Annotated in this window: 24 protein-coding genes and 1 riboswitch; of the genes, 7 read left to right on the top strand and 17 right to left on the bottom strand. The window is 68.6% G+C overall.

Annotated features, from left to right (window positions below):
* Positions 1 to 11: 11 nt before the first annotated feature.
* Both OHB24_RS03920 and OHB24_RS03925 read right to left on the bottom strand, forming a co-directional pair.
* Complete coding sequence (locus tag OHB24_RS03920; protein WP_442913982.1) at positions 12 to 575, bottom strand: adenylate kinase; 564 nt, start codon at positions 573 to 575, stop codon at positions 12 to 14.
* Positions 576 to 716: 141 nt separating this feature from the next.
* Positions 717 to 1,094, bottom strand: a complete 378-nt coding sequence (locus tag OHB24_RS03925) for a YciI family protein (RefSeq protein WP_327637559.1) — start codon at positions 1,092 to 1,094, stop codon at positions 717 to 719.
* A gap of 177 nt (positions 1,095 to 1,271) precedes the next feature.
* Between OHB24_RS03925 and OHB24_RS03930 the strand changes: the two genes are divergently transcribed.
* Positions 1,272 to 2,027, top strand: a complete 756-nt coding sequence (locus OHB24_RS03930; protein ID WP_327637560.1) for an SDR family oxidoreductase — start codon at positions 1,272 to 1,274, stop codon at positions 2,025 to 2,027.
* On the opposite strand, the gene OHB24_RS03935 is transcribed toward OHB24_RS03930, so the two are convergent.
* Positions 1,991 to 2,869: a DUF3800 domain-containing protein gene (locus OHB24_RS03935; protein ID WP_327637561.1), complete on the bottom strand. Its 879-nt coding sequence runs from the start codon at positions 2,867 to 2,869 to the stop codon at positions 1,991 to 1,993. The genes OHB24_RS03930 and OHB24_RS03935 overlap by 37 nt on opposite strands.
* A 174-nt stretch (positions 2,870 to 3,043) precedes the next feature.
* Positions 3,044 to 3,880 carry an SAM-dependent methyltransferase gene (locus OHB24_RS03940; RefSeq protein WP_327637562.1) on the bottom strand — a complete coding sequence of 279 codons (837 nt, stop codon included), beginning with the start codon at positions 3,878 to 3,880 and terminating at the stop codon, positions 3,044 to 3,046.
* Positions 3,881 to 4,028: 148 nt separating this feature from the next.
* Between OHB24_RS03940 and OHB24_RS03945 the strand changes: the two genes are divergently transcribed.
* Positions 4,029 to 4,568: a dihydrofolate reductase family protein gene (locus OHB24_RS03945; protein ID WP_327637563.1), complete on the top strand. Its 540-nt coding sequence runs from the start codon at positions 4,029 to 4,031 to the stop codon at positions 4,566 to 4,568.
* On the opposite strand, the gene OHB24_RS03950 is transcribed toward OHB24_RS03945, so the two are convergent.
* From OHB24_RS03950 to OHB24_RS03960, 3 genes are read right to left on the bottom strand one after another with little or no spacing between them, the layout of a single operon-like run.
* Entirely contained in the window at positions 4,565 to 4,858 is a 294-nt protein-coding gene (locus OHB24_RS03950) for a YciI family protein (protein WP_130384350.1), read from the bottom strand. The two genes, OHB24_RS03945 and OHB24_RS03950, sit on opposite strands and share 4 nt — an antisense overlap.
* 57 nt (positions 4,859 to 4,915) lie before the next feature.
* Positions 4,916 to 5,677, bottom strand: coding sequence for a class I SAM-dependent methyltransferase (locus tag OHB24_RS03955; RefSeq protein ID WP_327637564.1), 762 nt, complete (start codon positions 5,675 to 5,677; stop codon positions 4,916 to 4,918).
* On the bottom strand, positions 5,674 to 6,606 hold the full coding sequence (locus tag OHB24_RS03960; protein ID WP_327637565.1) for an SDR family oxidoreductase: 933 nt from the start codon (positions 6,604 to 6,606) through the stop codon (positions 5,674 to 5,676). The genes OHB24_RS03955 and OHB24_RS03960 overlap by 4 nt, the downstream gene beginning before the upstream one ends.
* A 96-nt stretch (positions 6,607 to 6,702) precedes the next feature.
* Here OHB24_RS03960 and OHB24_RS03965 point away from each other — a divergent pair, with 96 nt between their 5' ends.
* Positions 6,703 to 7,380, top strand: coding sequence for a TetR/AcrR family transcriptional regulator (locus tag OHB24_RS03965; RefSeq protein ID WP_327637566.1), 678 nt, complete (start codon positions 6,703 to 6,705; stop codon positions 7,378 to 7,380).
* Here OHB24_RS03965 and OHB24_RS03970 read toward each other — a convergent pair.
* On the bottom strand, positions 7,368 to 8,219 hold the full coding sequence (locus tag OHB24_RS03970) for an HAD family acid phosphatase (protein WP_327637567.1): 852 nt from the start codon (positions 8,217 to 8,219) through the stop codon (positions 7,368 to 7,370). The two genes, OHB24_RS03965 and OHB24_RS03970, sit on opposite strands and share 13 nt — an antisense overlap.
* A 103-nt stretch (positions 8,220 to 8,322) precedes the next feature.
* Entirely contained in the window at positions 8,323 to 8,793 is a 471-nt protein-coding gene (locus OHB24_RS03975; protein WP_327637568.1) for a GNAT family N-acetyltransferase, read from the bottom strand.
* A gap of 70 nt (positions 8,794 to 8,863) precedes the next feature.
* Between OHB24_RS03975 and OHB24_RS03980 the strand changes: the two genes are divergently transcribed.
* Positions 8,864 to 9,835: a hypothetical protein gene (locus OHB24_RS03980; RefSeq protein ID WP_327637569.1), complete on the top strand. Its 972-nt coding sequence runs from the start codon at positions 8,864 to 8,866 to the stop codon at positions 9,833 to 9,835.
* Here the strand turns inward: OHB24_RS03980 and metH are convergent.
* The 3 genes from metH to OHB24_RS03995 form a co-directional block, all read right to left on the bottom strand.
* Complete coding sequence (metH, locus tag OHB24_RS03985) at positions 9,720 to 13,322, bottom strand: methionine synthase (RefSeq protein WP_327637570.1); 3,603 nt, start codon at positions 13,320 to 13,322, stop codon at positions 9,720 to 9,722. The two genes, OHB24_RS03980 and metH, sit on opposite strands and share 116 nt — an antisense overlap.
* Before the next feature lie 22 nt (positions 13,323 to 13,344).
* Positions 13,345 to 13,421, bottom strand: a riboswitch (S-adenosyl-L-homocysteine riboswitch).
* A 69-nt stretch (positions 13,422 to 13,490) separates the two neighbouring features.
* Entirely contained in the window at positions 13,491 to 14,024 is a 534-nt protein-coding gene (locus OHB24_RS03990) for a TetR/AcrR family transcriptional regulator (RefSeq protein WP_130384359.1), read from the bottom strand.
* Positions 14,025 to 14,031: 7 nt separating this feature from the next.
* Positions 14,032 to 15,444 carry an MFS transporter gene (locus tag OHB24_RS03995; RefSeq protein ID WP_327637571.1) on the bottom strand — a complete coding sequence of 471 codons (1,413 nt, stop codon included), beginning with the start codon at positions 15,442 to 15,444 and terminating at the stop codon, positions 14,032 to 14,034.
* A 138-nt stretch (positions 15,445 to 15,582) separates the two neighbouring features.
* On the opposite strand from OHB24_RS03995, the gene OHB24_RS04000 reads away from it, so the two are divergent.
* Positions 15,583 to 16,419 carry an NAD-dependent epimerase/dehydratase family protein gene (locus OHB24_RS04000; protein ID WP_327637572.1) on the top strand — a complete coding sequence of 279 codons (837 nt, stop codon included), beginning with the start codon at positions 15,583 to 15,585 and terminating at the stop codon, positions 16,417 to 16,419.
* A gap of 99 nt (positions 16,420 to 16,518) precedes the next feature.
* On the opposite strand, the gene OHB24_RS04005 is transcribed toward OHB24_RS04000, so the two are convergent.
* On the bottom strand, positions 16,519 to 18,075 hold the full coding sequence (locus OHB24_RS04005) for a S1C family serine protease (RefSeq protein ID WP_327637573.1): 1,557 nt from the start codon (positions 18,073 to 18,075) through the stop codon (positions 16,519 to 16,521).
* 144 nt (positions 18,076 to 18,219) lie between these two features.
* Complete coding sequence (locus OHB24_RS04010) at positions 18,220 to 19,383, bottom strand: epoxide hydrolase family protein (RefSeq protein ID WP_327637574.1); 1,164 nt, start codon at positions 19,381 to 19,383, stop codon at positions 18,220 to 18,222.
* A 42-nt stretch (positions 19,384 to 19,425) separates the two neighbouring features.
* Between OHB24_RS04010 and OHB24_RS04015 the strand changes: the two genes are divergently transcribed.
* Both OHB24_RS04015 and OHB24_RS04020 read left to right on the top strand, forming a co-directional pair.
* The gene (locus OHB24_RS04015; RefSeq protein ID WP_327641011.1) at positions 19,426 to 20,370 is read left to right on the top strand and encodes a helix-turn-helix transcriptional regulator; all 945 of its coding nucleotides are present in this window, start codon (positions 19,426 to 19,428) and stop codon (positions 20,368 to 20,370) included.
* A gap of 17 nt (positions 20,371 to 20,387) precedes the next feature.
* Complete coding sequence (locus tag OHB24_RS04020; RefSeq protein ID WP_327637575.1) at positions 20,388 to 21,209, top strand: alpha/beta fold hydrolase; 822 nt, start codon at positions 20,388 to 20,390, stop codon at positions 21,207 to 21,209.
* A gap of 4 nt (positions 21,210 to 21,213) precedes the next feature.
* Here the strand turns inward: OHB24_RS04020 and OHB24_RS04025 are convergent, their stop codons facing one another.
* The 3 genes from OHB24_RS04025 to OHB24_RS04035 are packed head-to-tail and all read right to left on the bottom strand — an operon-like array spanning position 21,214 to position 25,171.
* Positions 21,214 to 22,839: a phospholipase C gene (locus tag OHB24_RS04025; protein ID WP_327637576.1), complete on the bottom strand. Its 1,626-nt coding sequence runs from the start codon at positions 22,837 to 22,839 to the stop codon at positions 21,214 to 21,216.
* Positions 22,840 to 22,859: 20 nt separating this feature from the next.
* Positions 22,860 to 24,056: an iron uptake transporter deferrochelatase/peroxidase subunit gene (efeB, locus tag OHB24_RS04030; protein WP_327637577.1), complete on the bottom strand. Its 1,197-nt coding sequence runs from the start codon at positions 24,054 to 24,056 to the stop codon at positions 22,860 to 22,862.
* Positions 24,053 to 25,171, bottom strand: a complete 1,119-nt coding sequence (locus OHB24_RS04035; RefSeq protein WP_327637578.1) for an EfeM/EfeO family lipoprotein — start codon at positions 25,169 to 25,171, stop codon at positions 24,053 to 24,055. Before OHB24_RS04035 ends, efeB begins: the two co-directional genes overlap by 4 nt.
* Positions 25,172 to 25,301 lie beyond the last annotated feature (130 nt).

Raw genomic sequence — 25,301 nt, forward strand, 5'->3', positions numbered from 1 at the left:
TAGGCGGTGAACTACGCGGCGGGTTTGAGTTGTACGGCGACCTGCCAGACGCGGGTGCGAACCGTGTCGATGTCGTCCGAGGCATCGACCTCGTGGTGGATGCCGCGGCCGGAGTAGAAGTGGATCAGCGGCGCGGTCTGCTCGTGGTAGACCTCGAAGCGGCGGCGGATGACTTCCTCGGTGTCGTCCGAGCGGTGCTCGATCTCGGCGCGCCGGAGCAGCCGGTCGACGAGGGCGTCGGCCTCGACCTGCAGGACCAGGGCCGCGTCCAGCCCGCGCCCTTGCGCACCGAGGATCTCGTCCAGGACGCCGGCCTGGTCGAGGGTGCGCGGGTACCCGTCCAGGACGAATCCCGGACGGGCGTCGGCGTCTGCGAGCCGGTCGCGGACCATCGCGTTGGTGACCTCGTCGGGCACGTACTCGCCCGCGTCCAGGTAGCCCTGCGCCGTCTTGCCAAGTTCGGTACCGTCCGCGATGTTGCGGCGGAACAGGTCGCCGGTGGAGATGACGGGCACACCGAGATGAGCGGCCAGGTGGCCCGCGTGCGTACCCTTACCCGCCCCAGGAGGGCCCATCAGCAAGACAGTGGTCACGGGCACGCTCCTGACTCTCGGTAAGGACCAAAGAATAAGGGAGGCTCCGCTCCGGCGGTACGGCGTACGTCACTCCGGATCCCCGGTTCGGTCACACTCGCTCATTACTGTCCGGAATCGCCCTCAGAACTCCATTTCCGGGCGGAGCTCGATGACGTCGCCGGGGCCGGCGAACTTGGCGGCGAGCTCCTCGGCGCGGGCGCGGGTGGCGCAGTCGAGGACGAAGAACCCGGCGAGCTGCTCCTTGGACTCGGCGTACGGCCCGTCGGTGCTGACCGGGCGCTTGCCCTCCCAGCGGTAGGTCCGGGCGGTTGATGGTGCGTCCAACGCCAGGCCGCTGACCAGTTCGCCGGACGCGGACAGCTCGGCGAGCAGCTCGTCGAACTCCTTGCCCATCGCGGCCCGCTCGTCCGCCGGGATCGCACGGCCGACCTCGGTGAAGTCGATCGTCGGGTGACCCCACGGCTGCATGTGGGAGTGGATCAGGACCACGTACTTCATGACAGAACCTCCTGTGTCGTGCCGGTACGCCGTACTGCGCCCGTGCACCCCGGACGTCGGAGGCACCGACAGGCCCTCGACATTTTGCCTGAATGTATTCCAGCTCACATCGGGTCACACTGCGCCGGCGGGCTCCGTCAGCGCTGCAGAGACGACAACGAGAACGGAGAAACTTCGATGAGCACGATCCTGGTGACAGGCGGTACGGGAACGATCGGCCGTCAGGTGGTCCCGCTGCTCCAGGCAGCCGGCAGCAAGGTCCGTGTCCTCAGCCGGCACGCGGGCGATCGCGGCGACGGCATCGAGTACCTGGCCGTCGACCTCCTGAACGGCGAGGGACTGGACCGGGCCGTGGACGGCGTCGACGTGATCGTGCACCTGGCCGGCGGCCCGAAGGGTGACGAAGTCGGCACCCGCAACCTGGTCAAGGCGGCCGAGCAGGCGAAGATCAGCCACCTGGTGCACATCTCGGTGACCGCGGTCGACCAGCTGTCACTGACCTACTTCAAGTCGAAGCTCGGCGCCGAGCAGGCCGTCCGCGGGTCGTCGGTGCCCTGGACGGTACTGCGGGTCGCCCAGCTCCACGACTTCACCTGGAACACGGTGCGGGCGATGGCGAAGCTCCCCGTCGTACCGATGCCCGGCGGCGTCCGGTTCCAGCCCGTCGACGGCCGGGACGTGGCCGAACGGCTCGCCGAACTCGCGCTCGGTGAACCGCAGGGCCTCGTCCCCGACCTGGTCGGACCTGAGGTCTACAGCCTGTCGGAGCTGGCCCGCGACTACCTACGGGCCACCGGCAAGCACCGGCTGTCCCTGCCGATCCGTGTTCCCGGCAAGGCGGGCAAGGTGTACCGCGCGGGCGGCAACCTCACCCTCACCGGCGCCGACATCGGCACTCACACCTGGGACGAGTTCGTCGCCGCACAGGTGTAGGGCTCCAGCAGTTCCACCAGGTCCGGCGTACGACGGCGCGCGATCCCGGCCAGGAAATCGGCGACCTGCACCCGCGGATCGTGCTTGGAGTCGACCTGCACGAACGACTGCAAGGGCGCCGGCTCCACGCGAGAAGCGAGGAACGCGCCTAGTCGCGCCACCCGGCCCGGCGTCAACGCACTCTGCTCGTCGTGCACCACGGCGACCGAACGACCGCCGGCGCTCCAGTACAGCAACGTCTCGGCGAGCGCCGGCACCAGCGGCTCCAACGGCGGTGGCAGCTCCGGATCCTCGTCGATCAGCCGCTGCATCACCTCCTCGACCCGAGGCCGCGTCACCGCGCGCAACGCAGGTACGTCGGCCGGCATCGTCGCGAAGAACCGATCCACTGCGTCGTGATCCATCAACCGCACGCGCTTCGTCCGGGCCAGGTCCACGAACGCCGCCAGGAACCCGGTCCGGTTCCGCAGCGCCGCGGCCGCCTCCGCGTGGTCCGTGCCGAGGCTGGTGCCGGCGCCGTACGACGGTTCCTCGGTGAACAGCTCGAACACCCGCGCGGCGACGTACGCGGTCTTGTCGATGGACAGGACGTGCGCATGCCCGCGGAGTGTCGTGAGCAGCCACTCGAGCGCGGGCCGCTGCTCCGGCCGCAGCAACTGGTTGGACTTGTACTCCGTCCGCCGGCGCAGACGGGCTCGCAGTACGTCGATCACGTCGGCGGCCGCGGGTACGGCGAGATCGACGCTGGCATGGGTGATGACGGGTGAGGCGGGGTCGAGCAGGTTGGTTCCGGAGAACCCCGACTCGTCACACGCGACCTCGACCCAGGACTGAGAAGTCATGGTTGAGCTGGCTCCAAGGCTGAAGGACTGCACGCTACGGGGCCCGTCCTCGGGACGGGCTTGATCGGACGCGCCAGGAGTCATCGGGGCGCGGTGACGATCAGTAAGCGGCAGCAGCCTGAGCAGACATGCGACCCATCATGGTCCGGCTGGTCGCCGGACACCAGTGAATTCCTACGGTTTGCGGGCGAGGGCGACCAGGAGGAGCTGGCCGGGACCGGACCGGTTGAGCGTCTGCTCGTCTTCCGGCCACCACGACGTCAGGTCGACGAGCCCGGGCTCGACCAGCTCGAGCCCCGCGACGAGCTCCGCGATCTCGTCCCGGGTCCGGAACCGCATGTGCGGGAACGGTTCCTGCAGCTTCTCCTCGATGGCGGTCGCGAAGTCGGCCAGCCGGCCGCCGTCCCGCGGGTTGAGTGGATGCGTGAGCGCCAGATAAGAGCCGGACGGTACGGCGGCCAGGTAGTCCGCGACCACCGGCACCGGGTCCGGCGTTGAGTGCAGGACCAGGCCGAGCAGGATCCCGACCGGGTGGGTCAGGTCGAGCACCCCGGTCACGGACGGATGAGCGAGAACGGCAGCCGGGTCGTTGAGGTCCGCGCCGGCGAAGAAGCTGCGCTGGTCGTCGGCGAGCAGTGCCTGGCCGTGAGAGATCGCCGTCAGGTCGTTGTCGACGTACACGACGGTCGCGGCCGGGTTGGCCCGCAGCGCGATGTCGTGGGTGTTCTGCGCGGTGGGGAGCCCGGCGCCGAGGTCGAGGAACTGGTCGATCCGGCCCTCGGTGATCATCCGGCCGATCGCGTCGGCCATCCAGCGGCGGTTCTGCCGGGTCAGTTCGGAGATCTCGGGCGCGATCTTCAGCAGTTCCTGGACGAACTGCCGGTCGACCTCGAAGTTGTTCTTGCCGCCGAGCAGCAGGTCGTACACCCGGGCCTGCGAGGCCCGTTCGAGGTCGATGGTGGCCGGCTCGTCGGCACGCAGCGGCCGGTGCGCGTCGTCGTGTACCGGCATCGCCGTACCGCACCTCGCTCCGTCATGCGAAAAGCTGAATTGCCGGAAGAGTATCCAGGCAGCCACCGGTAGCAAGCACCGGGGCAGCCGCCGATGAGTTTCCCCGGGTTCGTTCGTCTCAACACCAACCGCACGAGGAGGAACGACCATGGCGAAGGTGCTGTACTCGGTGACGCTGTCGGTGGACGGCTTCATCACCGGCCCGGACGGCGACATGCAATGGATGCGCCCGTATCTCGGCCCGAACCCGGAGGTCGACGACCTGCTCCCCCGGATCGGGTCGCTGCTGATCGGCCGCCGGTCGCACGACGGCGACGACCCGCACAAGGGCGAGGCCGGAGAGGGCGAGGCGTTCGGCGGCGGCTGGAGCGGACCGGCGTACGTCGTCACGCACCGCCCACCGCCCGACCCGGAGGCCGGGGTCACGTACGTCGACGACTTCGCGAAGGCCCTCGCCCAGGCCAAGGAGGCGGCCGGCGACAAGTACGTGAACGTGATCGGCGCGAACATCGCCAAACAGTGCATCGAGGCCGGCGAACTGGACGAGGTGCTCCTCTTCTACGCCCCGGTCATGCTGGGCGACGGCACCCGCCTGTTCGCCCACCCCAACGGCCGAACCGTCCCGCTGGAGCGGATAAGCGTCACCGAAACCCCACTAGCCACCAGCCTCTGGTTCAAGGTCGTCTAGAAATCGACCGCCGCGGGGTGCATGACTGCTCGGATTTCCACCGACCGGCCAGCGGCTCGTGCGTCTGGTAGGAGGCGGGCGAGTTCGACGGCGCGGTCTCGGTTCTCCACGTCGATCACGTAGTAGCCGTCGATCTTGGTCGGCTCGCGGTCGGGGAGCCGGACGGACAGTTGGGCGTCCGCGAGCAGCTCGCCGCCGACCAGTTCACCGGCGTCGTGGGCGACTCGCTCGAACTCGTCGCGCTGCAGGCGTGCCTCACCGTCACCCTGCAGAATCAGTAAAAACTTCATCGGCGCTCTCCTCTCACAGGTACGACGGAGTCGAACGCGAATTCTTGACATGACTACTCAGCCGACAGCCGCCCAGGCCCGTGCTGTGAGGGTGATCGAGCCGTCTGCCGCGATCGGTAGGCGTGCGCGTACGGCGTCGCGCAGCGTCTCCTGGTCCGCCGGATCCAGGCTGCGGAGGTACGCCGGCGCCACGCCCTGCCCGCCGAGGAACGGTTGCCAGTAGTCGTCGAACGACGCGAACTCCGTCGGTACGACGATCTCGCGCGTCCGCACCTCGCCGAACCCAGCCTCGCGGAACAGCCCCTCGAGGCCTTCCGGCGTACAGAAAGGGAATCGGCGACCCTCGTCGTGGTCGCGGTCCTGCGGGCGTACGTCGGCCATCGCGTCGAAGAAGTACCGCATCAGCTGCATGCCGCCGGCGTAGTCCCAGACGTAGACCGCGACCGTCGTCCCGATCTCGCGCATCCGGCGCAGCGCCTCGACCCGCTCGGGGATGAAGTTGAGCACCAGCCCGGCGACGACCACGTCGTACGGGCCGTCCGGGAGCTCGGCCGCGGACCGGACCTCGAAGCCGGCCCGCGGATCTTTGACAGCCTGTCGTGCATAGCCGATGAAGCCCTCCGACGGGTCGACACCGAGCACGGACACCGGATCCGCCGCACCAAGGATCGTGCTGGTCAACGCGCCCGTACCGCAGCCGACGTCGAGCCAGCGCAGTCCGCCCGGCAGCTGCAGCCAGCCGATGAACTCCGGCGCGACGAGGCGGCTCCAGCGGCCTACGTACGACTCGTAGATTCCCCCACTCGACCACTCGCTCACTTGCGCAGGATAGACGGCAGCGAGACGCCCGTCAGTCCTTCGGAGACCGTCCACAGCCGGGAGCTGGTCTCAGCATCGAGGGCGGCCTTGGGCGGCTTGGCCAAGGCGGTGGGGCCGACGAGGCCGAACCGTCCGGACGGGCCGTAGTACGCACCGTGCTCGGCTGCGGGGTCGGCGGCGGCGAACAACAGCGGTTCAGTGCCGGTCTCGACGCCCTGCGAAGGAAGCGGGGCGAGGCGGTACAGCAGTCGCGTCGCCAGCGGCATGCGGTCGCGGCCGAGGCTCGCGCCGGTCGTTTGCAGGTTGGTGTTCGTGTAGCCGGGATGCGCCGCGACGCTGAGCAGTCCCCAGCCGTGCTCGGTCGACAGCCGGGCAAGGTGGTTGCTCAGCATCAGGTCGGCGAGCTTCGACTGCGAGTACGCCGCCGTCGACCGGTAGCGGCGCTCCCACTGCAGGTCGTCGAAGTGGATCCGGCCGAAGTTCGCCGCGCCGCTGGCCATCGTGGCGACCCGCGGCGCCGGAGCGGCCAGGATCAGCGGCAGCAGCCGGACGGTGAGCGCGAACGGGCCGAGATAGTTCGAGCCGAACTGCAGCTCGAAGCCGTCCTTGGTGACGTTGCGGTCCGGCGGGTTCATCACGCCGGCGTTGTTCACCAGCAGGTCGAGGTGCGGCTCGTCGGCGGTCAACTGCTCGGCGAACTCCTGGACAGAGGCGAGGTCGGCGAGGTCGATCCGCCGTACCTCGAGCTGGGCGCCAGGGTGCGCGGCGAGGATCTCGGCCTTCGCCGCCTCGCCCTTGGCGGGGGTCCGGACCGCCAGCACGACCCGCGCGCCCGCGGCTGCGAGCCGCTTGGCGGCCTCCTTGCCGGTCCCGCTGTTGGCGCCGGTGACGACGGCGAGCTTGCCGGTCTGGTCGGGGACGTCGTACATGTTCCACACTCCATAAAAGACTGGTGGTCTGTTATTGGCGACATTATCAGACCGGTGGTCCGATAACAACAGACCGCTGGTCTGTAGACTGTGACCATGACTTTCCAGCGTGCGCGCAGGCCGGAGCAGCGGGCCGAGCGGCGGCGGGCGATCCTCGCGACCGCGGCCGAGATGCTGACCGAGATGCCGGTCGCGGACGTCAGCCTGAACGAGCTGAGTCGTCGCGTCGGCCTGGCGAAGTCGAACGTGCTGAACTACTTCGACTCCCGCGAGGCCGTCCTGCTCGAACTGTCGAGCAGCGAGCTGTCAGCCTGGGTGCAGGACTTGGCGACCGCTCTGCCGCACAAGGCACCCGAGGCCGAGGCGACCGACGAGCGGGCCGAGCTGCTCGTTGCGGCGATCGTCGGCACGCTGGCGAAGCGCCCGGTGCTCTGCGACCTGATCAGTACGCAGGCGGCGGTGCTGGAGCGGAACATCACGACCGAAACGGCGCTCACGTTCAAGCGCGCCGCCCTGGTCTCGTACGAACAGATGATCGCTGTGGTCGTCGGCGTACTGCCGGAGCTCGGCCCGGAGGGAGCAGGCCGGTTCATCGCCGCGGCCAGCCTGCTCGCCGGCACGATCTGGACCCACTCCCATCCGGTGCCCGCGATCCTCGCCGCCTACGAGACCGACCCGGCGCTCAGCGCGATCCGGATGGAGTTCGAGCCGGCGCTGACCGATGCCCTCCGCACCTTGCTGTACGGCGCTTTACCCAGGGATCAGGGCAGGTAGTAGTTCGGGTTCGGGAGCTTGAAGGTGCGATCGGCGAATCCGCCCTTGAGGTCGGAGAACTGGTCGCCGAAGTTCGCGACGATGTCGTAGCCGAGCGACTCGATGTGCGCGCGGGTGGCCGACTTGTAGTGGATCGTCGTACACGAGCCGTTCGGGTCGTTCGCGCACGCCTTCTTGAGGTAGTCCGGGTAGTCGGCGACGGCCGGCTTCGTGAACAGGCCGTCCTCGCCGTTGCTCAGCGCGGTCGGCTTCGGGTACCCGGCGTCAACGCCGACCCCGTCCGCGGTGAGGTTGCCCAGCGTCGCCTGCTCCTGCGCGGCGCCGCGGCCGGTCAGGAAGAAGATCGCGTATCCCTCACGCTCGGCGGCCTTCACCATGTCGACCATGCCGGGAACGGCCGGGAACTTCTGGTTCAGCACGTACTCCGCATTGGTGGCCGGGGTGTACGCCCAGTTGCTGGCGATCTCGTAGTTCCAGGTGGCCAGCGCGGTGTCGTCGACATCGAGCAGGATCGCCTTGGTCTTGTTGGTGTGGTGCGGCAGCGAGATCCAGCGGGTCCCCGCGGTGGCGGCCTTCTGGGCTTCCTTCGCGTAGTTGCTGTCCGCCGCGAAGTTGCCGGAGCCGAGCGGGTCGCCGTAGTAGTTGCGCAACTGCTGACGCAGTACGTCGATGTTGGTGACCTGGTTCTCGCTGTGCGGTGTCGACGTCTGGATCGCCGGCTGCTGCGTCGCGGCGCCGGCCGAGTACGCGACCCCGCCGACGACCGATGTCATCGCGACCGCGGCGACGCTGGTCAGAACCATGCGGCGGGACGGCCGGCGCCAGGAACGGAATGCCATGGTGACCTCTCCAAGAACAGGAATGCTTGCGAAAGGCACGCTAACTCCATCCGCCGCCGATGTACCTGCCGAAAGCCGCAACTTGAGGGGAATCCTGCGTTGGCTAGACCTGCTTGAGGTAGCGATGGCACGGGATCGGCAACGTTCCGCGTTCGACCGACGCCGGATAGTCGAAGGCGCCGCCGTCCGTCCAGCCGCTGCGTTCGTAGAACCGGCGGGCTCGCGCGTTGCCGGTCGCGACGGCGAGCCAGGCTTCCTGGTGACCGCCGGCCTTCACCTGCCGCTCGGCTTCGGTGAGCAGCGTCCTGGCGACGCCTGATCCCCTGTGGTTGGTTGCGACGTACACCTGCTCGACCTCGGCGCCGACCACCATGACGAAGCCGGCGATCTCGTCATCGACGACGACCACCGTGGTGTCCGCGACCCGTTGCGCGGCGCGGGTCCAGAACGACTCCTTGGTCCGGATCGCGACCAGTTCGTCCGGCACATGTCCCAGATGGCCGTCCTGCCAACCGGCGTACCAGATCGCGGCCACCGCATCGGCATCCTCAGCAACAGCGGGTCGCACAGTCATCCCGCCAGCGTAAGTGAACCCGCCGCGCCCCTACGCTGATTGCGTCCGGCGCTCCTGGAGGGACAGAACAATGGCTGCAGATCTGGGTTCGGACGAACACTCGTGGGCGTGGTCGGTGGTCGATGCCGTCGGCCCGATCGCCGATCGCGACGTCCGCTGGAACGGGACGGTCGCCGTGGGGATCACGCCGGGCAGGGACACCGCAGTGAGCCGGTTGCACTCACCGCAGCCCTACCTGATCCTGCCGGAGCACCATGCCGACACGATCGGCGAGGCCTACGCCCGGCAGGCTGCGACTGCCCCGCGCGATGAGTCCCCAACTGCGGCGCAGGACCGGTGGTCGGCGCTCGTCGACGCGACCGGATCCATGACGTCCCAGGTGGTCCGGATGACCGGTCCGCTGCCTGATCTGACCGATCCGCAGGCGTATCCCGAGGTCGCGTTCGACGACGGACTGGGTGATGTGTGGACGACCCCGAAGCGGCTGGCCGCCGTGTGGCAGGAGTCCGACTCGGCACAGCTCATGCTTCACGACGACGTACCGTCGCCGTCCTTCGCGTACGCCGGCACGGAACCGAACGCCTCTGCGGTGCGCGACGTGATCGCCGAGATCGCACGACAGCAAGGTCGGGAGGCGACACCGGCAGACTACTCGGTGATCTCCGACGAGCTGATCCAGCTACCACCGGATCGCCGCTGGGACGCGGTGATCGACAGCGCGGGGGCGGTGAACGGGGTCCGGTCGGACGTGTCCCGCTACCAGCTCGTCGAGACCCTGCGCCGCGACTTCCTGACCGCGGTCGAGCAGGGCAACCCAGGCAGCGGTACTCCGGACTCGGCCGCCGCCCGCGCCGTACGGGCCGTCGCCGCAGAGCCGCTCGATGCGCGGCTGTCGGCGATGACCCGCGATCCGGCGCTGGCCCCGGTTACTCCGGGTCGTACGCCAGGTTCGGACGGAGCCAGCGTTCGACCTCAGCGACCGGGAGATTCCGCCGTACGGCGTAGTCCTCGATCTGGTCACGCCCGAGACGGCCGACGCTGAAGTAGCGCGCTGCCGGGTGCGCGAAGATCAGACCGCTGACCGCCGCGGCCGGCGTCATCGCGTACGACTCGGTCAGCCCGAGGCCGATCTTGTCCGCCGCGAGCAGCTCGAACAGTTCCTGCTTCTCGCTGTGGTCCGGGCTCGCCGGGTACCCGAGGGCCGGCCGGATGCCGCGGAACCGCTCCGCGTGCAGGTCCTCCAGCACCGGCTGTACGTCGGGCTCGAACCACGCCCGCCGCGCTTCCAGGTGGATCCACTCCGCGAACGCCTCCGCGAGCCGGTCGGCCAGCGCCTTCACCATGATCGCCCGGTAGTCGTCGTTGCGTTCCTCGTACGACTTCGCCAGTGCCTCCGCACCGTGGATCGCGACCCCGAATCCGCCGAGGTGGTCACCGGACGGCGCGATGTAGTCGGCGAGGCAGCGGTTGTCCCGCCCGGCAGGCTTCGCGGTCTGCTGCCGCAGCATCGGGAACGACTGGTCCAGCCCGTCCAGGACGATGTCGTCGCCGTCACTGTGCGCCGGCCAGAACCCGTACACACCGTCAGCGGTGAAGGAACCGTTCGCGATGATCTCGTCCAGCAACGTGTTCGCGTCGTCGAACAGCTCGCGCGCGACCGGCTGGTCCAGGATCGCCGGGTACTTGCCCTTCAATTCCCAAGCCAGGAACAGGAACTGCCAGTCGACCATCTCGCGCAGCGTCTCGATGGACGGCGACACATACCGCAGGCCGGTGAACTCCGGCACCGGCAGCTCGCCGTACTCGACCTGCTCCTTGTTCGCCCGCGCCTCGGCCAGCGTCAGCATCGGCGCCCGCTGCTTGTTCGCGTGCTGCTCGCGCAACCGCTCCTGCTCAATACTGTTGCTCTTGGCAAGCTCCACGGCGCGATCGGAGTCGAGCAGATCGGACACCACGCCGACGACCCGCGACGCGTCCAGCACGTGCACAGTGGTGTTCTCGTACGCCGGTGCGATCCGGACGGCGGTGTGCTGCTTGGAGGTCGTCGCGCCGCCGATCAGCAACGGGAGCTTCAGCCCGCGCCGCTGCATCTCGTCGGCCACCGACACCATCTCGTCCAGTGACGGCGTGATCAGCCCGGACAGGCCGACCGCGTCCGCACCCTCGGCCACCGCGGTGTCGAGGATCCTTGCCGCCGGCACCATCACGCCGAGGTCGATCACCTCGTAGTTGTTGCAGCCGAGCACCACGCCGACGATGTTCTTGCCGATGTCGTGGACGTCGCCCTTCACGGTCGCAAGCACGACCTTGCCCTGACCACGGACGGCCTCGGCGCGGCCCTCGAGCCGGGCCTGCTCCTTCTCCGCCTCCATGAACGGCTCCAGGTAGGCGACCGAGCGCTTCATCACGCGGGCGCTCTTCACCACCTGTGGAAGGAACATCTTGCCGGCGCCGAACAGATCGCCGACGACCTTCATGCCGTCCATCAACGGGCCTTCGATCACTTCCAGCGGCCGGGGCAGCTTCTGCCGGGCTTCCTCGGTGTCGTCCTCGATGAAGTCGACGATGCCGTGCACGAGCGCGTGCGACAGCCGCTGCTCGACCGAGCCCTCACGCCAGGTCAGGTCCACCTCGCGCTGCTTGCCCTTGCCCTTCACGTTCTCGGCGAACGCGACCAGGCGGTCGGTGGAGTCGTCGCGGCGGTTGAAGATGACGTCCTCGACCAGCTCCAGCAGGTCCTTCGGGATGTCCTCGTAGACCGCGAGCTGACCCGCGTTCACGATTCCCATGTCCAGGCCGACCTTGCCGGCGTGGTACAGGAACGCGGAGTGCATCGCCTCGCGGACGATGTCGTTGCCGCGGAACGAGAAGGACAGGTTCGAGATGCCGCCGCTGATGTGGACGCCCGGGCAGCGCTGCTTGATCAGCGGCAGGGCCTCGATGAAGTTGTTGGCGTAGCCGTTGTGCTCGGACATGCCGGTCGCGACCGCCAGCACGTTCGGGTCGAAGATGATGTCCTCGGCCGGGAAACCGATCCCGGTCAGCAAGTCGTAGGCCCGGCCGCAGATCGAGACCTTGCGCTCGACCGTGTCGGCCTGGCCCTGCTCGTCGAAGGCCATCACGACCGCGCCGGCGCCGTAGCTCATGATCCGGCGGGCCCGGTCGAGGAACTCCTCCTCGCCCTCCTTGAGGCTGATCGAGTTGACCACGCCCTTGCCCTGCACGCATTTCAGGCCGGCCTCGAGCACGGTCCACTTCGAGCTGTCGACCATGATCGGGATCCGGGCCACCTCGGGCTCGGTCGCGATCAGGTTCAGGAAGGTGGTCATCGCCTGCTCGCTGTCGAGCAGGTCGGCGTCCATGTTCACGTCCAGCAGGTTCGCGCCCCCGCGCACCTGCTCCAGCGCCACATCGACCGCGGCCTGGTGGTTGTCGCCCTCGATCAGCCGGCGGAACTTCGCCGACCCGGTGACGTTGGTCCGCTCGCCGATCATCACGAACCCGGTGTCCTTGCCGATCTTGAACGGCTCGAGCCCGGAGAACCGGGTGGTGTGATCGGACGGTACGACGGTGCGCGGCTGCAGCGGCTGTACGGCGGCAGCGATCTGCTTGATGTGAGCGGGCGTCGTACCGCAACAGCCGCCGACGATGTTCACGAGACCGGACTGCGCGAACTCCTCCAGCATGCCGGCGGTCTCGTCGGGCGTCTCGTCGTACCCGCCGAAAGCGTTCGGGAGGCCGGCGTTCGGGTGCGAGGCGACGTACGTGTCCGCGAACCGGGCGAGGTCCACGACATGCGGTCGCATCTCGGCGGCGCCGAGCGAACAGTTCACGCCGACGACGAGCGGCTTGGCGTGCTCGACCGAGCTCCAGAACGCCTCGACGGTCTGCCCCGACAGCGTCCGGCCGCTCAGGTCGACGATCGTCACCGAGATCCACAGCGGCAGCTCCGGCGCGACCTCGCGGGCCGCGGCGACGGCCGCCTTGGCGTTCAGGGTGTCGAAGATCGTCTCGATCAGCAGCAGGTCGACGCCGCCCTCGGCGAGCGCCGCGATCTGCTCGGCGTACGCGTCCTTCACCTGCTGGAAGGACACCGCGCGGTACGACGGGTCCTCGACGCGCGGGCTCAGCGACAGGGTGACGTTCAGCGGGCCGATCGAACCGGCGACGAACCGGCCGCCGAACTCGTCGGCCGCCTGACGGGCGAGTCGCGCGCCGGCGACGTTCATCTCGCGGACGTACTCCTGCAGGCCGTAGTCGGCCTGGCCGATGCTCGTCGCGGTGAACGTGTTCGTGGTGGTGATGTCCGCGCCGGCCGCCAGGTACTGCCGGTGGACGTCGAGGATCACGTCCGGCCGGGTCAGGTTCAGCACGTCCGGGTCGCCGGTCACGTCGTGCGTGTGGCCCCCGAAGCGATCGCCCTGAAAGTCGGCGGTCTGCAGCTTGGCGCCCTGCAGCATCGTGCCCCAGGCACCGTCGAGGACCGCGATCCGCTGATCCAGCAGGTCCCGCAGTGCGGCTTCACTCATCTGCCAACCCCTCCAGAAGAAATCTCCGGAGGCGCCCTTGCATCAGTGCTCCAGGTCGAGCGTGGCGGACCTGGGTCCGTTGCAGCGCCTCTCGGCCTGGATGCTCCATGTTAGTGGCGTCACACTCAGCGCCAAGCGCATTGTCCACATTCTAGGACGGGCGTTCAATCAGTGGATGAGTTGCTGGATCGCCGGGGCGTAGAGCCCGGCGACGGTCTCCAGGTCCGCGGTGGCGATCGGGCCGGTCTTGTCGATCGCGATCGCGGCGCCGAGGCCGAGCAGTTGCGCGGTGATCAGGCCCGCCCGGAGCTCGGCGTCCGGTCCGGTCAGCCGGGCGGCGAAGGCGCGGGTGACCTGATCGCGGAAATGCTCGCGGATCTGCGCCCGCTCGTCGGCCTTGCCGGCCGCGAACACGACCCGGACGAGCAGGTCCTGATCGTTCTCCCGGCGGTACTCGACGAGCGTGCGGACGGCATGCTCGCCGAGCCGTTCGTTCGGTGCGGCGAGCAGCAACTGGGCCGCCTCGGTGAAGTCGGCGACCCGCTCGAACAGCGCTTCCTTGCCGCCGAAGTACTTGACGATCAGGGCGGCGCTGACACCGGCGTCCGCAGCGACCCCGCGCAGCGTGACCGCGTCGTACGACTCCCGCGCGAACGCCTTGCGCGCCGCGCGGAGGATCGTGGTCCGCCCCGGATCGGTCACCGCGTCGTCACCTCGTAGCCACCTCGACCGGCACCGGCTCCGGCCGCCGCGCCGGGATGAACATGACCAGACCTGCAGCGACCAGGGCCGAGATGCCCGCGATCACGAACACGATCAGGTACGCCGACAGCGCGGGCGCGACCCGGCCGCCCGACGAGATCGTGACGCCGGCGAGCACGCTCGCGACGATCGTGCTGCAGATCGCCTGCCCGATCGTGCGCATCAGCGTGTTGAGGCCGTTCGCGGCGGCCGTTTCGGTCACCGGCACAGCATGCATGATGAGGGCCGGAAGCGCCGAGTACGCAACGGCGGTTCCGGCACTGACGACAGTGGCCCCGATCACGATCCCGGCGACGTTGCTGCTGGTGAAGAGGCGTACGACGTACCCGGCAGCCATCAGGACCGACGCGATCGCGAGCGTGAACCGCGGGCCGCGTGCGCCGGAGATCCGGGCCGACACCGGCGAGAGCAGCACCATCGCAACCCCGCCGGGGAGCAGGCACAGGCCGCTGACCACGATGGATTTGCCGAGGCCGTATCCGGTCCAGGTCGGCTCCTGGACCAGCTGCGCCGTCGACAGTGAGTTGGCGTAGAAGGCGAATCCGATCAGCAGGGCGCCGAGGTTCGTGAAGAGGACGGCTGGGCGCGCGGAGACGCGGAGGTCGACGAGCGGGCTCTTCGTACGCAACTCGTACCAACCCCAGAGCGGGACCAGCAAGACCGCGACGGCGGACAGGACGACGATCGTCGTCGTACTCCACGCACTGCTCTTGGAGACCGCCAGCAGCAGGCAGACCAGGAACGCGCTCAGTCCGAGGGCCCCGAGGACGTCGAAGCGGCCGCTGGTGCGGATCGCGGACTCCGGCACGATCAGCAGCACCAGGACGATGTCGAGCACGCCGAGCCCGAGGTTGATCCAGAACATCGTGTGCCAGTTCGCGTACTCGACGACGAGCGTCGCGGCCGGGATGCCGAACGCGGCGCCGATGCCCAGGGTCGAGCTCATGATGGCGATCGACGGGATCACCCGGCGCGGCGGCAGTTCGTCGCGCAGGATGCTGATCCCGAGCGGCACGACCGCGACCGCGGCACCCTGGAAGGCGCGACCGACGATCAGCACGGTCAGGTCGGAACTGCTCGCGCAGAGCAGGGAGCCGACGACCATCGACGACAGGGCGATCAGGAGCACACGGCGCTTGCCGTACATGTCGCCGGCGCGGCCGAGCAGCGGCGTGAAGACCGCACCGGTGAGCAGCGTGACGGTGATCAGCCAGCTCACGTCGGACGCCGGGCTGTGGGTGATCGCGGGGAGCTCGGGGAGCAGCGGTACGACGATGGTTTGGCTGATCGACACCAGTACGCCGCAGAACGCCAGCGCTGCTAGGACGAGACGTGGACGGGCAGCAGGACGGACGGTCAAGCGAAGTCCTCACACGGGGGTGAACAGTTGTTTACCCAGGCATCGTAAACGCTTGTTCACCCCTGGTGGAAGTGGACCGGGAAACCGCTCACCAATTGGCCCAGCGCGAGCGGCACCCAGTTGCCTACGGTGGCCCCCATGAGGATCTTCATCGCCGGCGCCACCGGCGCGATCGGCCGCCGCCTCGTGCCCCTTCTCCTGACCGAGGGCCACCAAGTAACAGCCCTCACCCGCGGATCGGGCGGGACGGTGGGCGGTGGGGTGACGACTGTTGTTGGGGATGTGTACGACGGTGCGCGGTTGCGGGAGGTGGTTGCGGGGGCTCGGCCGGATGTGGTGATGCATCAGCTGACCGATCTGGCGTCGCGGGACTTCGCCGCGAACAGCCGGATCCGCCGCGAAGGCACGCGCAACCTGGTCGACGCAGCCCTGGCGGCCGGCGTACGGCGAGTTGTGTCGCAGAGCATCGCGTGGGCGTACGAGCCCGGCTCGACGCCCGCGGTCGAATCCACCCCGCTCGACCTGCACGCCCCGGACGCCACCCGCCGCGCCACCGTCGAGGCGGTCGCCACTCTGGAGGCGATCACCGCCGAAGCACCCGAGTGGGTCCTGCTCCGCTACGGCATGCTCTACGGCCCCGACACCTGGTACACCAAGGGCGCCCTGATGGCCGACCTCGCCACCACCGGCAACCTCCCCACCGGCCCCGACATCACCAGCTTCCTCCACATCGACGACGCCACCACAGCCGCAGCAGCCGCCCTCACCTGGCCCACCGGCCCCGTAAACGTCGTCGACAACACCCCCACCCCCGCCACAACCTGGGCCCCAGCCTTCGCCCAATCCGTCGGCATCTCCCTCGACGTACCCATCGAGACGAACGCTGTACGTACGCCGTGGGCTCGGGGGGCGTCCAACGCCTACGCGCGTTCGCTCGGCTGGTCCCCCGCCCACCCGACCAGCTTCACCTCCTGACTCGGAGGCAAAGAGAGATCGGGCCCGGCGCTCCGAGGGGGAGGGGGAGCGTCGGGCCCGATCTGGGCGGTCCGCCGGCAGCGGGGGGTGGCGCTGGGTTCAGCGGACCGGGCCTGTGATGAGTTCGATGGTTGCCTTGTGGGTTTGACCGGACTGGTCGGTCCAGCCGACCTCGACCTTGTCGCCCGGGTGCTGGTTGTTGAGCAGCTCGGAGAGTGTGTCCGGTGAAGCGACGGCGTGCCCGGCGAAGGAGGTGATCACGTCACCGGCCTCGAGGCCGGCCTCGTCCGCGTGACCGTCCGCGACCACGTCGCCGACGACCGCTCCGCTGGTACCGGTGCTGGTCACGACCGAGACCCCGAGCATCGCCGAGTCCCCGATGTGTACGTCGGCCGACGCCTTCCCGTCCTGGATCTGCTCGGCGATGTCGAGCGCCTGGTTGATCGGGATCGCGTACCCCTCAGTCGTCGTCCCCGACCCCTGCCCCGACCCGTCACCAGAACCGTTCCCGGACCCATCACCCGAGCCGTCCCCGTAACCGTTCCCGGAGCCGTCGCCCGACCCGTTCCCGTAACCGTTGCCGGATCCGTCGCCCGAGCCGTTTCCGTCGCCGTAGCCGCTGCCGTTTCCGGTGCCGGTGTTGTTGCCGTCGCCCCAGGCGGCCAGCGTGGCAGTGGCCGCCTGCGCGGTCGACGCCGAGGTCTGGCCCGGACGGCCCTGGCCGCCGTTGTTGCCGCCGTTGCCGGCCACGTCGACGCCCACCACCTCGCCGTTCGTGTTCACCAGCGGGCCGCCGGAGTCGCCGGCCTGGATGTTCGCATCGGTCTGGATCAGGTCTTCCAGGTTCTCCGGGTCCTGCCCGTTCTCGTCGGTCGCGGTGATCGACTGGTTCAGCCCGGTCACCTTCCCGGCCGCGTAGCTCGGCTCACCGCCATCGCCGCCCGCGTTCCCGACCCCGACGACCTGGTCGCCGAGCTTCACCTGGTCGGAGTTCCCGGTCTTGGCGGTCTCCAGCCCGGACGCGTCCTTCAGCTTCAGTACGGCGATGTCGTGCTCCTCGTCGTACCCGACGACGCTCGCGCTGTACGTCTTCCCGTTCCCGACGTCCGTCACGCTGATCGACGTCGCGCCCTCGATCACGTGGTGATTGGTGAGGATCTCGCCGTCGGAGGTGAGCACGATCCCGGTGCCGGCCGCTCGTGCGTTCTCGTACCCGAGGACGGTGTTCACGTCGACCAGACCCGGCGACACCTTGGCTGCCACCGCGGCCGGGTCGAACGCCTGCTGCGACAGCTGCGAGCTGTTCCCGCCGGCCCGCTGGTCGATGCCCCAGGCAACCGATCCGGCGACGAGCACCGCGGCCAGCCCGAGTGCACCGGCGCCCAGCAGTCGCCGCCCGCGCTTCTTCGGCGGCTGCGGCGGAGGACCGAACGGGTACGGCGCCCCGAACTGCGGCCCGTTCGGCGGCCCGTACTGCGGCGCCCCGTACTGCGGCACCTGCTGGTACTGCGGATACGGCTGCTGCGGTCCGTACGGCTGACCGTACTGCTGCCCGCCGCCCTGCTGCCCGCTCTGCGGCGACTGCCCGCCGTACTGCTGCCCGCTTTGTGGCGACTGCCCGCCGTTGTGCGGTCCCGGTCCAGCGCTCTCGTTCATCTGGTGTCGCCCTCCTCGGCAAGTTCCCTCTGCCTTCGAGTAGAGCTCGCCAGACTGAGAACTCCATCGGGCCTACCAATGAATCAGCTGAGAATCCGCTGCGGCCGGGTGGGTGGGCGTCCGGGAAGCCGGCCGGGAGCGGTGCTATCCGCGGAGGTCGTGGAAGAACTCTCGGACGTCGCTCACCAGGAGGTCGGGGGCTTCGAGGGCTGCGAAGTGGCCGCCGTGGTCGACCTCGGTCCAGCGGGTGATGTTGTTCGAGGTCTCGCAGTACTTGCGGATCGCGACGTCGTGCGCCATCGCGAGGACAGCGGTCGGCACACCCGAGTTCGGCCGCGGCGTCCAGTCGCGCGGCTGCGCGTACCCGATGTAGGCCGCCGACCCGCCGGTCCCGGTCAGCCAGTACATCATCACGTTCGTCAGCAACCGGTCCTTGCTGATGATTGCCTCCGGCAAGGTCCCGCCCGGGTACGTCCAGGCCTTGAACTTGTCCATGATCCAGGCGAGTTGCGCGACCGGCGAGTCGACCAGGCCGTAGCCCAACGTCTGCGGCCGGGTCGACTGGATCGAGATGTAGCCGAACTCGTCCTTCATGAACTGCGCGATCCGCGCCATCTTGTCCTGCTCCAGCGGCGTCAGCGTCTGCAGTTCTTCGTCGGACATCTGCAATGGCGGCAGGTTCGTCCCGCCGTTCGTGTGGACGCCGACCACGTGCTCCGGGGCGGCCCGCCCGACCTCGGGTGACACCGACCCACCCAGGTCGCCACCCTGTACGCCGTACCGCTCGTAACCGAGCTCGCTCATCAGCGCCGCCCACACGCGCCCGATCCGCGGGAACGTCCAGTCATCGTCCGCGGTCGGCCCGGAGAACCCGAACCCGGGCAGCGCCGGGATCACCACATGGAACGCGTCCGAAGCCTGCCCACCATGAGCGACCGGATCGGTCAGCGGCCCGATCAGGTCGAGGAACTCGACGATCGATCCCGGCCAGCCGTGCGTGAGCATCAGCGGCAGCGCGTCCGGCTCCGCCGACCGGACGTGGATGAAGTGGATCCGCTGTCCCTCGATCTCGGTGGTGAACTGCGGGTACGAGTTCAGCTCCTTCTCGGCGGCGCGCCAGTCGTACGACGTACGCCAGTAGTCGACCAGCGACGAAAGCCAGGCGACCGGTACGCCGGTGTTCCAGTCGTCGCCGGGAAGCGGTGCGGGAAGCCGGGTGCTCGCCAGCTTGGCGGCGAGTTCGTCGAGCGTGCTCTGCGGGATGTCGATGCTGAACGGCTTGATCATGTCCACAACTCTGTCACCCACCTAGGACACCTTCAGTCCTAAGAAGCTGTCAGAATGAAGAACATGATCGAGACCTCGGCACGGCTGCTGAAGCTCCTCTCCTTGTTGCAGCAACCCAAGGAGTGGAGCGGCACCGCCCTGGCCGACGAGCTCGGCATCGGGGTTCGGACCGTACGGCGGGACGTCGACAAGCTCCGCAACCTCGGCTACCCCGTCGACGCGATCCCCGGTGTCGCCGGCTACCGCCTCGGCGCCGGCGCCGCACTCCCCCCGCTGCTGCTCGATGACGAGGAAGCGATCGCGGTCGCCATCGGACTGCGCGCCGCGGCGAACGGAACCGTGGCGGGCACCGAGGAATCCTCGGTCCGCGCGCTGACGAAGCTCGAACAGGTCCTCCCGTCGCGACTACGCCATCGCATCGAGCTCCTCCAACAGATCACGGTGACGCCCTCGGGCGGGCCATCGGTGCAACCCGACGTACTGCTAGCGGTCGCGGCTGCGTGCCGGGACCATCAACGGCTGCGCTTCGACTACCGCAACCACGACGGTACGGCGACCACGCGGACGACCGAGCCCCACCGGCTCGTGCACACCGGGCGACGGTGGTACCTGGTCGCGTGGGATCTCGACCGCGACGACTGGCGGACGTTCCGCGTCGACCGGGTCGAACCGCGCATCCCGACCGGCCCGCGGTTCACCCCTCGCGAGGTACCTGACCTCAAGGCCACGAACCGCGGTGTCGCGTACGGCGGCTACCGCTACCAGACACGACTGCTCGTCCATGCCCCGGTCGAGCAGGTCGCGGACAAGTTCGGGCCGACCGTCGCCACGGTGACGTCCGTCGACGCGACGACGACGCTGGTCGAGACGGGGGCGAACTCGCTCGACGAGCTGGCGCTGCACCTCGGTCTGCTCGGCTATCCGCTGGAGATCCAGTCGCCGCCGGAGCTGATCGACCGCATCCGCGAGCTCACGACGCGCCTGGCGGCCGCGATTCCGGCGTCCTGACCGGTACCTTTTCAGACATGCAGGATCGCTACGTCGAGACCGTGCTGGGCCGGATCCGCTTGCGCGTCGACGGGTCGGGGCCCGCGATGCTGTTCTGGCCGAGCCTGCTGATGGACGGCACGCTGTGGTCCGCCCAGGCCGCGCATTTCGCGGACCGCTTCCAGGTGATCCTGGTCGATCCGCCCGGGCACGGCGGCAGCGATCCGCTGACCGGGCCGTTCACGTTCGAGCAGTGCGCCGAGGTGATCCTGGCGATCATCGACGACCTGCAGGTCGAGAAGGTCCACCTGATCGGCAACAGCTGGGGCGGGATGATCGGCGGCACCTTCGCGGCACTGCATCCGGACCGGATCGGCATCGCCGTACTGATGAACGCCACCGCGTCACCGGCCGGACGACGGCAGAAGGTCGAGTACGGCGTCCTGATCCGCGCGGCCCAGCTCCTCGGCGGGATGCGCGGGCCGCTCACCGGGCCGGTGCGCGACGCCTTCCTCGGCCCGACCGCGAAACGCGAGAAGCCCGAGGTCGTTGCCACGGTCAACGAGCTCGCACGCAAGGTGGACATCAAATCCGGGCGGCACGCCGTCGTCAGCGTGGTACCGCGGCGTCCCGATCAGCGCGCGCTCCTCGGCAAGATCCGGACGCCGGTGCTGGTGGTGGCCGGCGCGGAGGACGCCACGTTCCCGGTCGCGGAGACCGAGGAGATGGCGGACTCCATCCCGGGCGCGAGGTTCGTCGTACTCGAGCAATCCGCCCACCTGGCGGCGCTCGAGTCCCCGAAAGAGGTCAACGCCCTGATCGACGATTTCCTCACCGATCAGAGCGCGCCCTCCTCCTGAGAAATCAGCGGACGACGGCCCCGGTCTTCGGGTCCAGAATCAGCTTCTGCTTGCTCGGCCGCCAGAAGTCGAACATGCCGGTCAGACTGCCGGCCCGCTGGTCGAACGAGTGGTCGCCGATCCGGCCGGTCCGCCAGTTGTCCTCGATGAACTTCAGCACCGAGGTCTGGTCGGTCAGCGAGTGGTCGACGTAGTTGTTCTTCGCGTACGGCGACACCACCAGCAGCGGCAGCCGCGGGCCGTAACCGCAGCGGTCGGCGTACCCGCCGGACACTGGGGCCTTGCCGCACGTTGCCGACTGGTCGAGCGCCGCGTCCTTAGAGCCGTTCACCGTCGGGGACTTCACGTGGTCGTACCAGCCGTCGGAGTCGTCGTACGCCAGGACAACCGCAGTCGACGACCACTCCTTCGACTTCTGCAGCTGGTTGAGCTCCTTGACGATGAACGCCTGCTCGTCCAGCGGATCGGAGTACCCGGCGTGGCCGTCCTGGTACTCGCCCGCCTTCAGGAAGCTGACCGCCGGCAGGTTGTTGGCCGCCAGCGCCGCGTCGAAGTCCGACGTGTCGTACTGGTGGTTGGCCTGGTCTGTATGGCCGATGGCCGCAACGGACGAAGGCGGCAGGTGCTTCGGGTTCGCCGTCGACTTGTAGTACTCGAACGGCTCGTGGTGCGGGCTGTAGTCGTTTGCCGCGATGCCGCCGACGTTCGGGTGTGACGCGCCGCAGACGGCCTTGCCGTTGGCGGTGCCGGTCGGCTTGAAGCCGCCCTGGAACCAGCCCCAGGTGACATTGCGCTGGTTGAGCAGGTCGCCGACGTTCTGCCCGTGCATCACGGCCAGGTTGTTCGTCGACTTGCCGTTGTTGTTGGAGCAGTCGTCGTAGTACGGGTCGGGGTCGTTGGTGATGGTCCCGATCCCGTTGGCGTCCGGCGACTGTACGGCGTACGCGTCGGTCGTCGGCGTGCCCGTCTTCGGGTCGACCGCCTGGCCACCGTGGGTCTGCCCGGAGATCAGGTTCAACGCGCCCGGGGTCGACGGGCCGTAGACCGTGTCGAACGAGTTGTCGCTCATCGCGTAGTGCTGGGCGTAGTTCCACAGCCCGGTGACGGTGTTGCCGTCGTAGTAGTCCATCACCAGGCCCGGCTCGCCGAACAGCACCGGTTGGCCGGTGCACTTGTCGGTCTCGGTGTTCTCGACGAACTTGTCCATCTTGCCGCCGTTGACGGCCTTCTGCTCCGGCCCGTAGCCGTGGTTCTGGTCGCAGGTCAGCGCCTGCGACGGCGCCAGCCGCTTCGGGTTGTAGGCGTTCGGGTTGTCCGTCAGCAGCTTCTTGGACAGACCGTTCACCTTGGGCGTGTGCCGGGCCGCCGTGAACGGCGTACCGTCCGCGTTGGTCGCGTTCGGGTACGTCCCGAAGTAGTGGTCGAACGAGATGTTCTCGCCGAAGATCACCACCACGTGCTGGATCGGCGTGGTCGTTCGCGCCGGGTGGTACGAAGCGGCGTCGGCCGCCGTGAATGCCGCACCGGCGTTGGTCACCTGCTGTGCAGCGCCGGGGGCGCCACAGGCGGCCAGCAACAAGCCCGTCGCCGCCGCAACGGCTGTGGCAGCGACAGGAAGTCTTGCGCGCATGCCTTCTCCTCCTGAGTAACTCATCCGAGCAACGACCGCGCGAAGTGGTCGTTGCCGTCCCGAACACCGGGAAGCACGAAGAAATAGCCGCCGCCGACCGGCCGGATGTAGTCGACGAGAGGCTCGTCGGCCAGCCTGATCTGCACGGCCTCGAACTGCCGGGCGATGTCCTGCTGGTAAGCGCAGAACAGCAGCCCCATGTCCAGGTCACCGACCGCGTCGGTGCCCTTGTCGTAGTTGTAGCCGCGGCGCAGGAGCTGGCTGGCCGCGGTGTCCGCGGTGCGTGGATTCGCCTTGCGGATATGGCTGGTCAGCGGAATCGCCCCGCCGGTCGGATCGGCCGGGTAGTTCGGGAGGTCGGTCTCGCTGCTGCCGTCCAGCGGCGCACCGGAGTCCCGGCGCCGGCCGAACATGTTCTCCTGCTCACCGACCGACACCCGGTCCCAGAACTCGACCAGCATCCGGATCTGGCGCAGCACCTGATAGCTGCCGCCCTCGGTCCAGGCCGGCTCGCCGTTGCCCTTGCCCACCCACACGAGCTTGTCGTGGTCGGCCGACGCCGGCTTGACGATGCCGTCCTTGAAGCCCATCAGGTTGCGCGGCGCACCGGCAGGCCTTGGCTGACTCTGGAAGCCGTCGACCCGCCAGCGCAGCTGCATCGCGCCCCGGGTGTGGCGAGCGAGGTCGCGCAATGCGTGCAGCACCGTGTCGGTCTCCGACGCGCACAGCTGCAGGCTCAGATCCCCGTGACACAGGCTGTCGTCCAGACTGTCGTTCGGGAACTCCTTCATCGCTGTGAGCTTCGCGGGCTTGCGATCCTTGAGGCCGTAGCGGTCGTCAAACAAGGACGCTCCGACTCCGACGGTGACGGTGAGGTCGTCGCCCGGCATGTCCGGTCCGAGTACGCCGGAATCGGCCGGCGGGGCCGTGATACCCAACGGCGGCAGCGCCCCGCCCGTGGTGAGCAGCCGCGCCCGGTCGGTCAGCGTCTTGAAGAGGTCGGTCAGCTCGCTCTGGTTCGCGGCGATCACGTCGAACGAGGCGAAGATCGCCTGCTTCTGCTGATCGGTGACGATGCCGGCCTGATGTACGCCGTGAAAGGGCACGGTCGGCGTCGGCGTCGCCGCGTCGGCAGATACCGTCAGCCCGGTCGCTGCCGCAACACCGGCACCGGCGAGGGCACCGCGGAGGAAGGACCGGCGGCCGACGTCGCTCATGAGCCCCTCCGGACTTCACAGATCGCGGCGACCGGAGCGAGCGTCTCCAGCAACTCCCCCACCGCACCGTTCAGCTGTTCCCGCGTCGTCCGGTCCAACTGATCGACGGGTGTGTTCAGGTGCGCAGTCAGCAAGGTGCGCACGCGGTTCTCCCACTGCTGTACCTCGGGCAGGTCGGCGTAGCGCGGCTTGAGCACCGGGTTCAGGATGGCCAGGACGTTCGCCGTACCGTTCAAGTTCGCCAGCGCGGTGTTCAGCGACGTACCGCTGCCCTGATCGTTCTCGCCGGTCAGCTCGAACTGGAGCGCGTTCTCCATGATCTCGTGGGCGCGCAGTCCGAGATCGTTCGGATCCACCTGCTCGTTGGGCAGATCCTTCTGCAGGCCGTGGACATCGGCCGCCAGCTGATCCACGATCGGTTTCAGATCAGAAGCCTTGTGCCACAGGCCCTTCTCCAGCGCGTGAAATCCGTTGGAGGGTCCATCGATCTTGTCCGCGAAGTCTCCGAACGCGTCGTAGGCCGCGCCGAGCGAGTTGTACGCCAGGTGCGCGGACAGCCAGTCGATGCGGGCCACGTCCAGGTTGCCGGCATCCACGTCGGCGCGCAGCTTGTCCGTCTTGATCACCAGGTCCGCGACGCCGCGGGCGACCCCGGCTTGGTACTTCTTCACCAACGGCAGCAGGTCGTTCTTGGTGACAGGTACGACGGCAGCACCGCCCTGCCCGTCACCCGTCAGCGTGACCGTCGGACCGGTGATCGTGTCGGTGTCCTCGATCAGGCAGCGGATCGCGTACTGCCCGGCGCCGAGTTGCACGTCCATCGACGCACTCGTGTTCGGACCTAGACCCTCAACCTCGCCGTACACCTTGTTGCTGCTGACCTCGACCAGGTCGACCTCGGCGGCCGCGTCGCCGGTGTTGTGGACGACGAGCGTCTGCCGACCGGTCTTGGCGTCGGTCCATCCCTGTCCGCATTGGCTGCGGGACACGCTGATCCCGGACGGGCGGCCGGTCGCGTCGGCGGAATCCTCCCAGGGCCGCCAGACCGTGGCCCCCACTGCCGCGCTCACCACAACCAATGCGACAGCGGCCAGCACCGGGCGGGGGGTGGGCACGACAGGTCGCTCCTGGGATCGGCAGATTTACATTCGCCGGCAATGCTAATCCTGGGAAAGCCTGGATCAGAACGGGTTCGGCCGTGTTTGCCGGTCCGTTAACGCACTGTTCGTCCGCTACGCCTACCGC

The sequence above is a fragment of the Kribbella sp. NBC_00482 genome (assembly GCF_036013725.1).
Lineage (GTDB): Bacteria > Actinomycetota > Actinomycetes > Propionibacteriales > Kribbellaceae > Kribbella.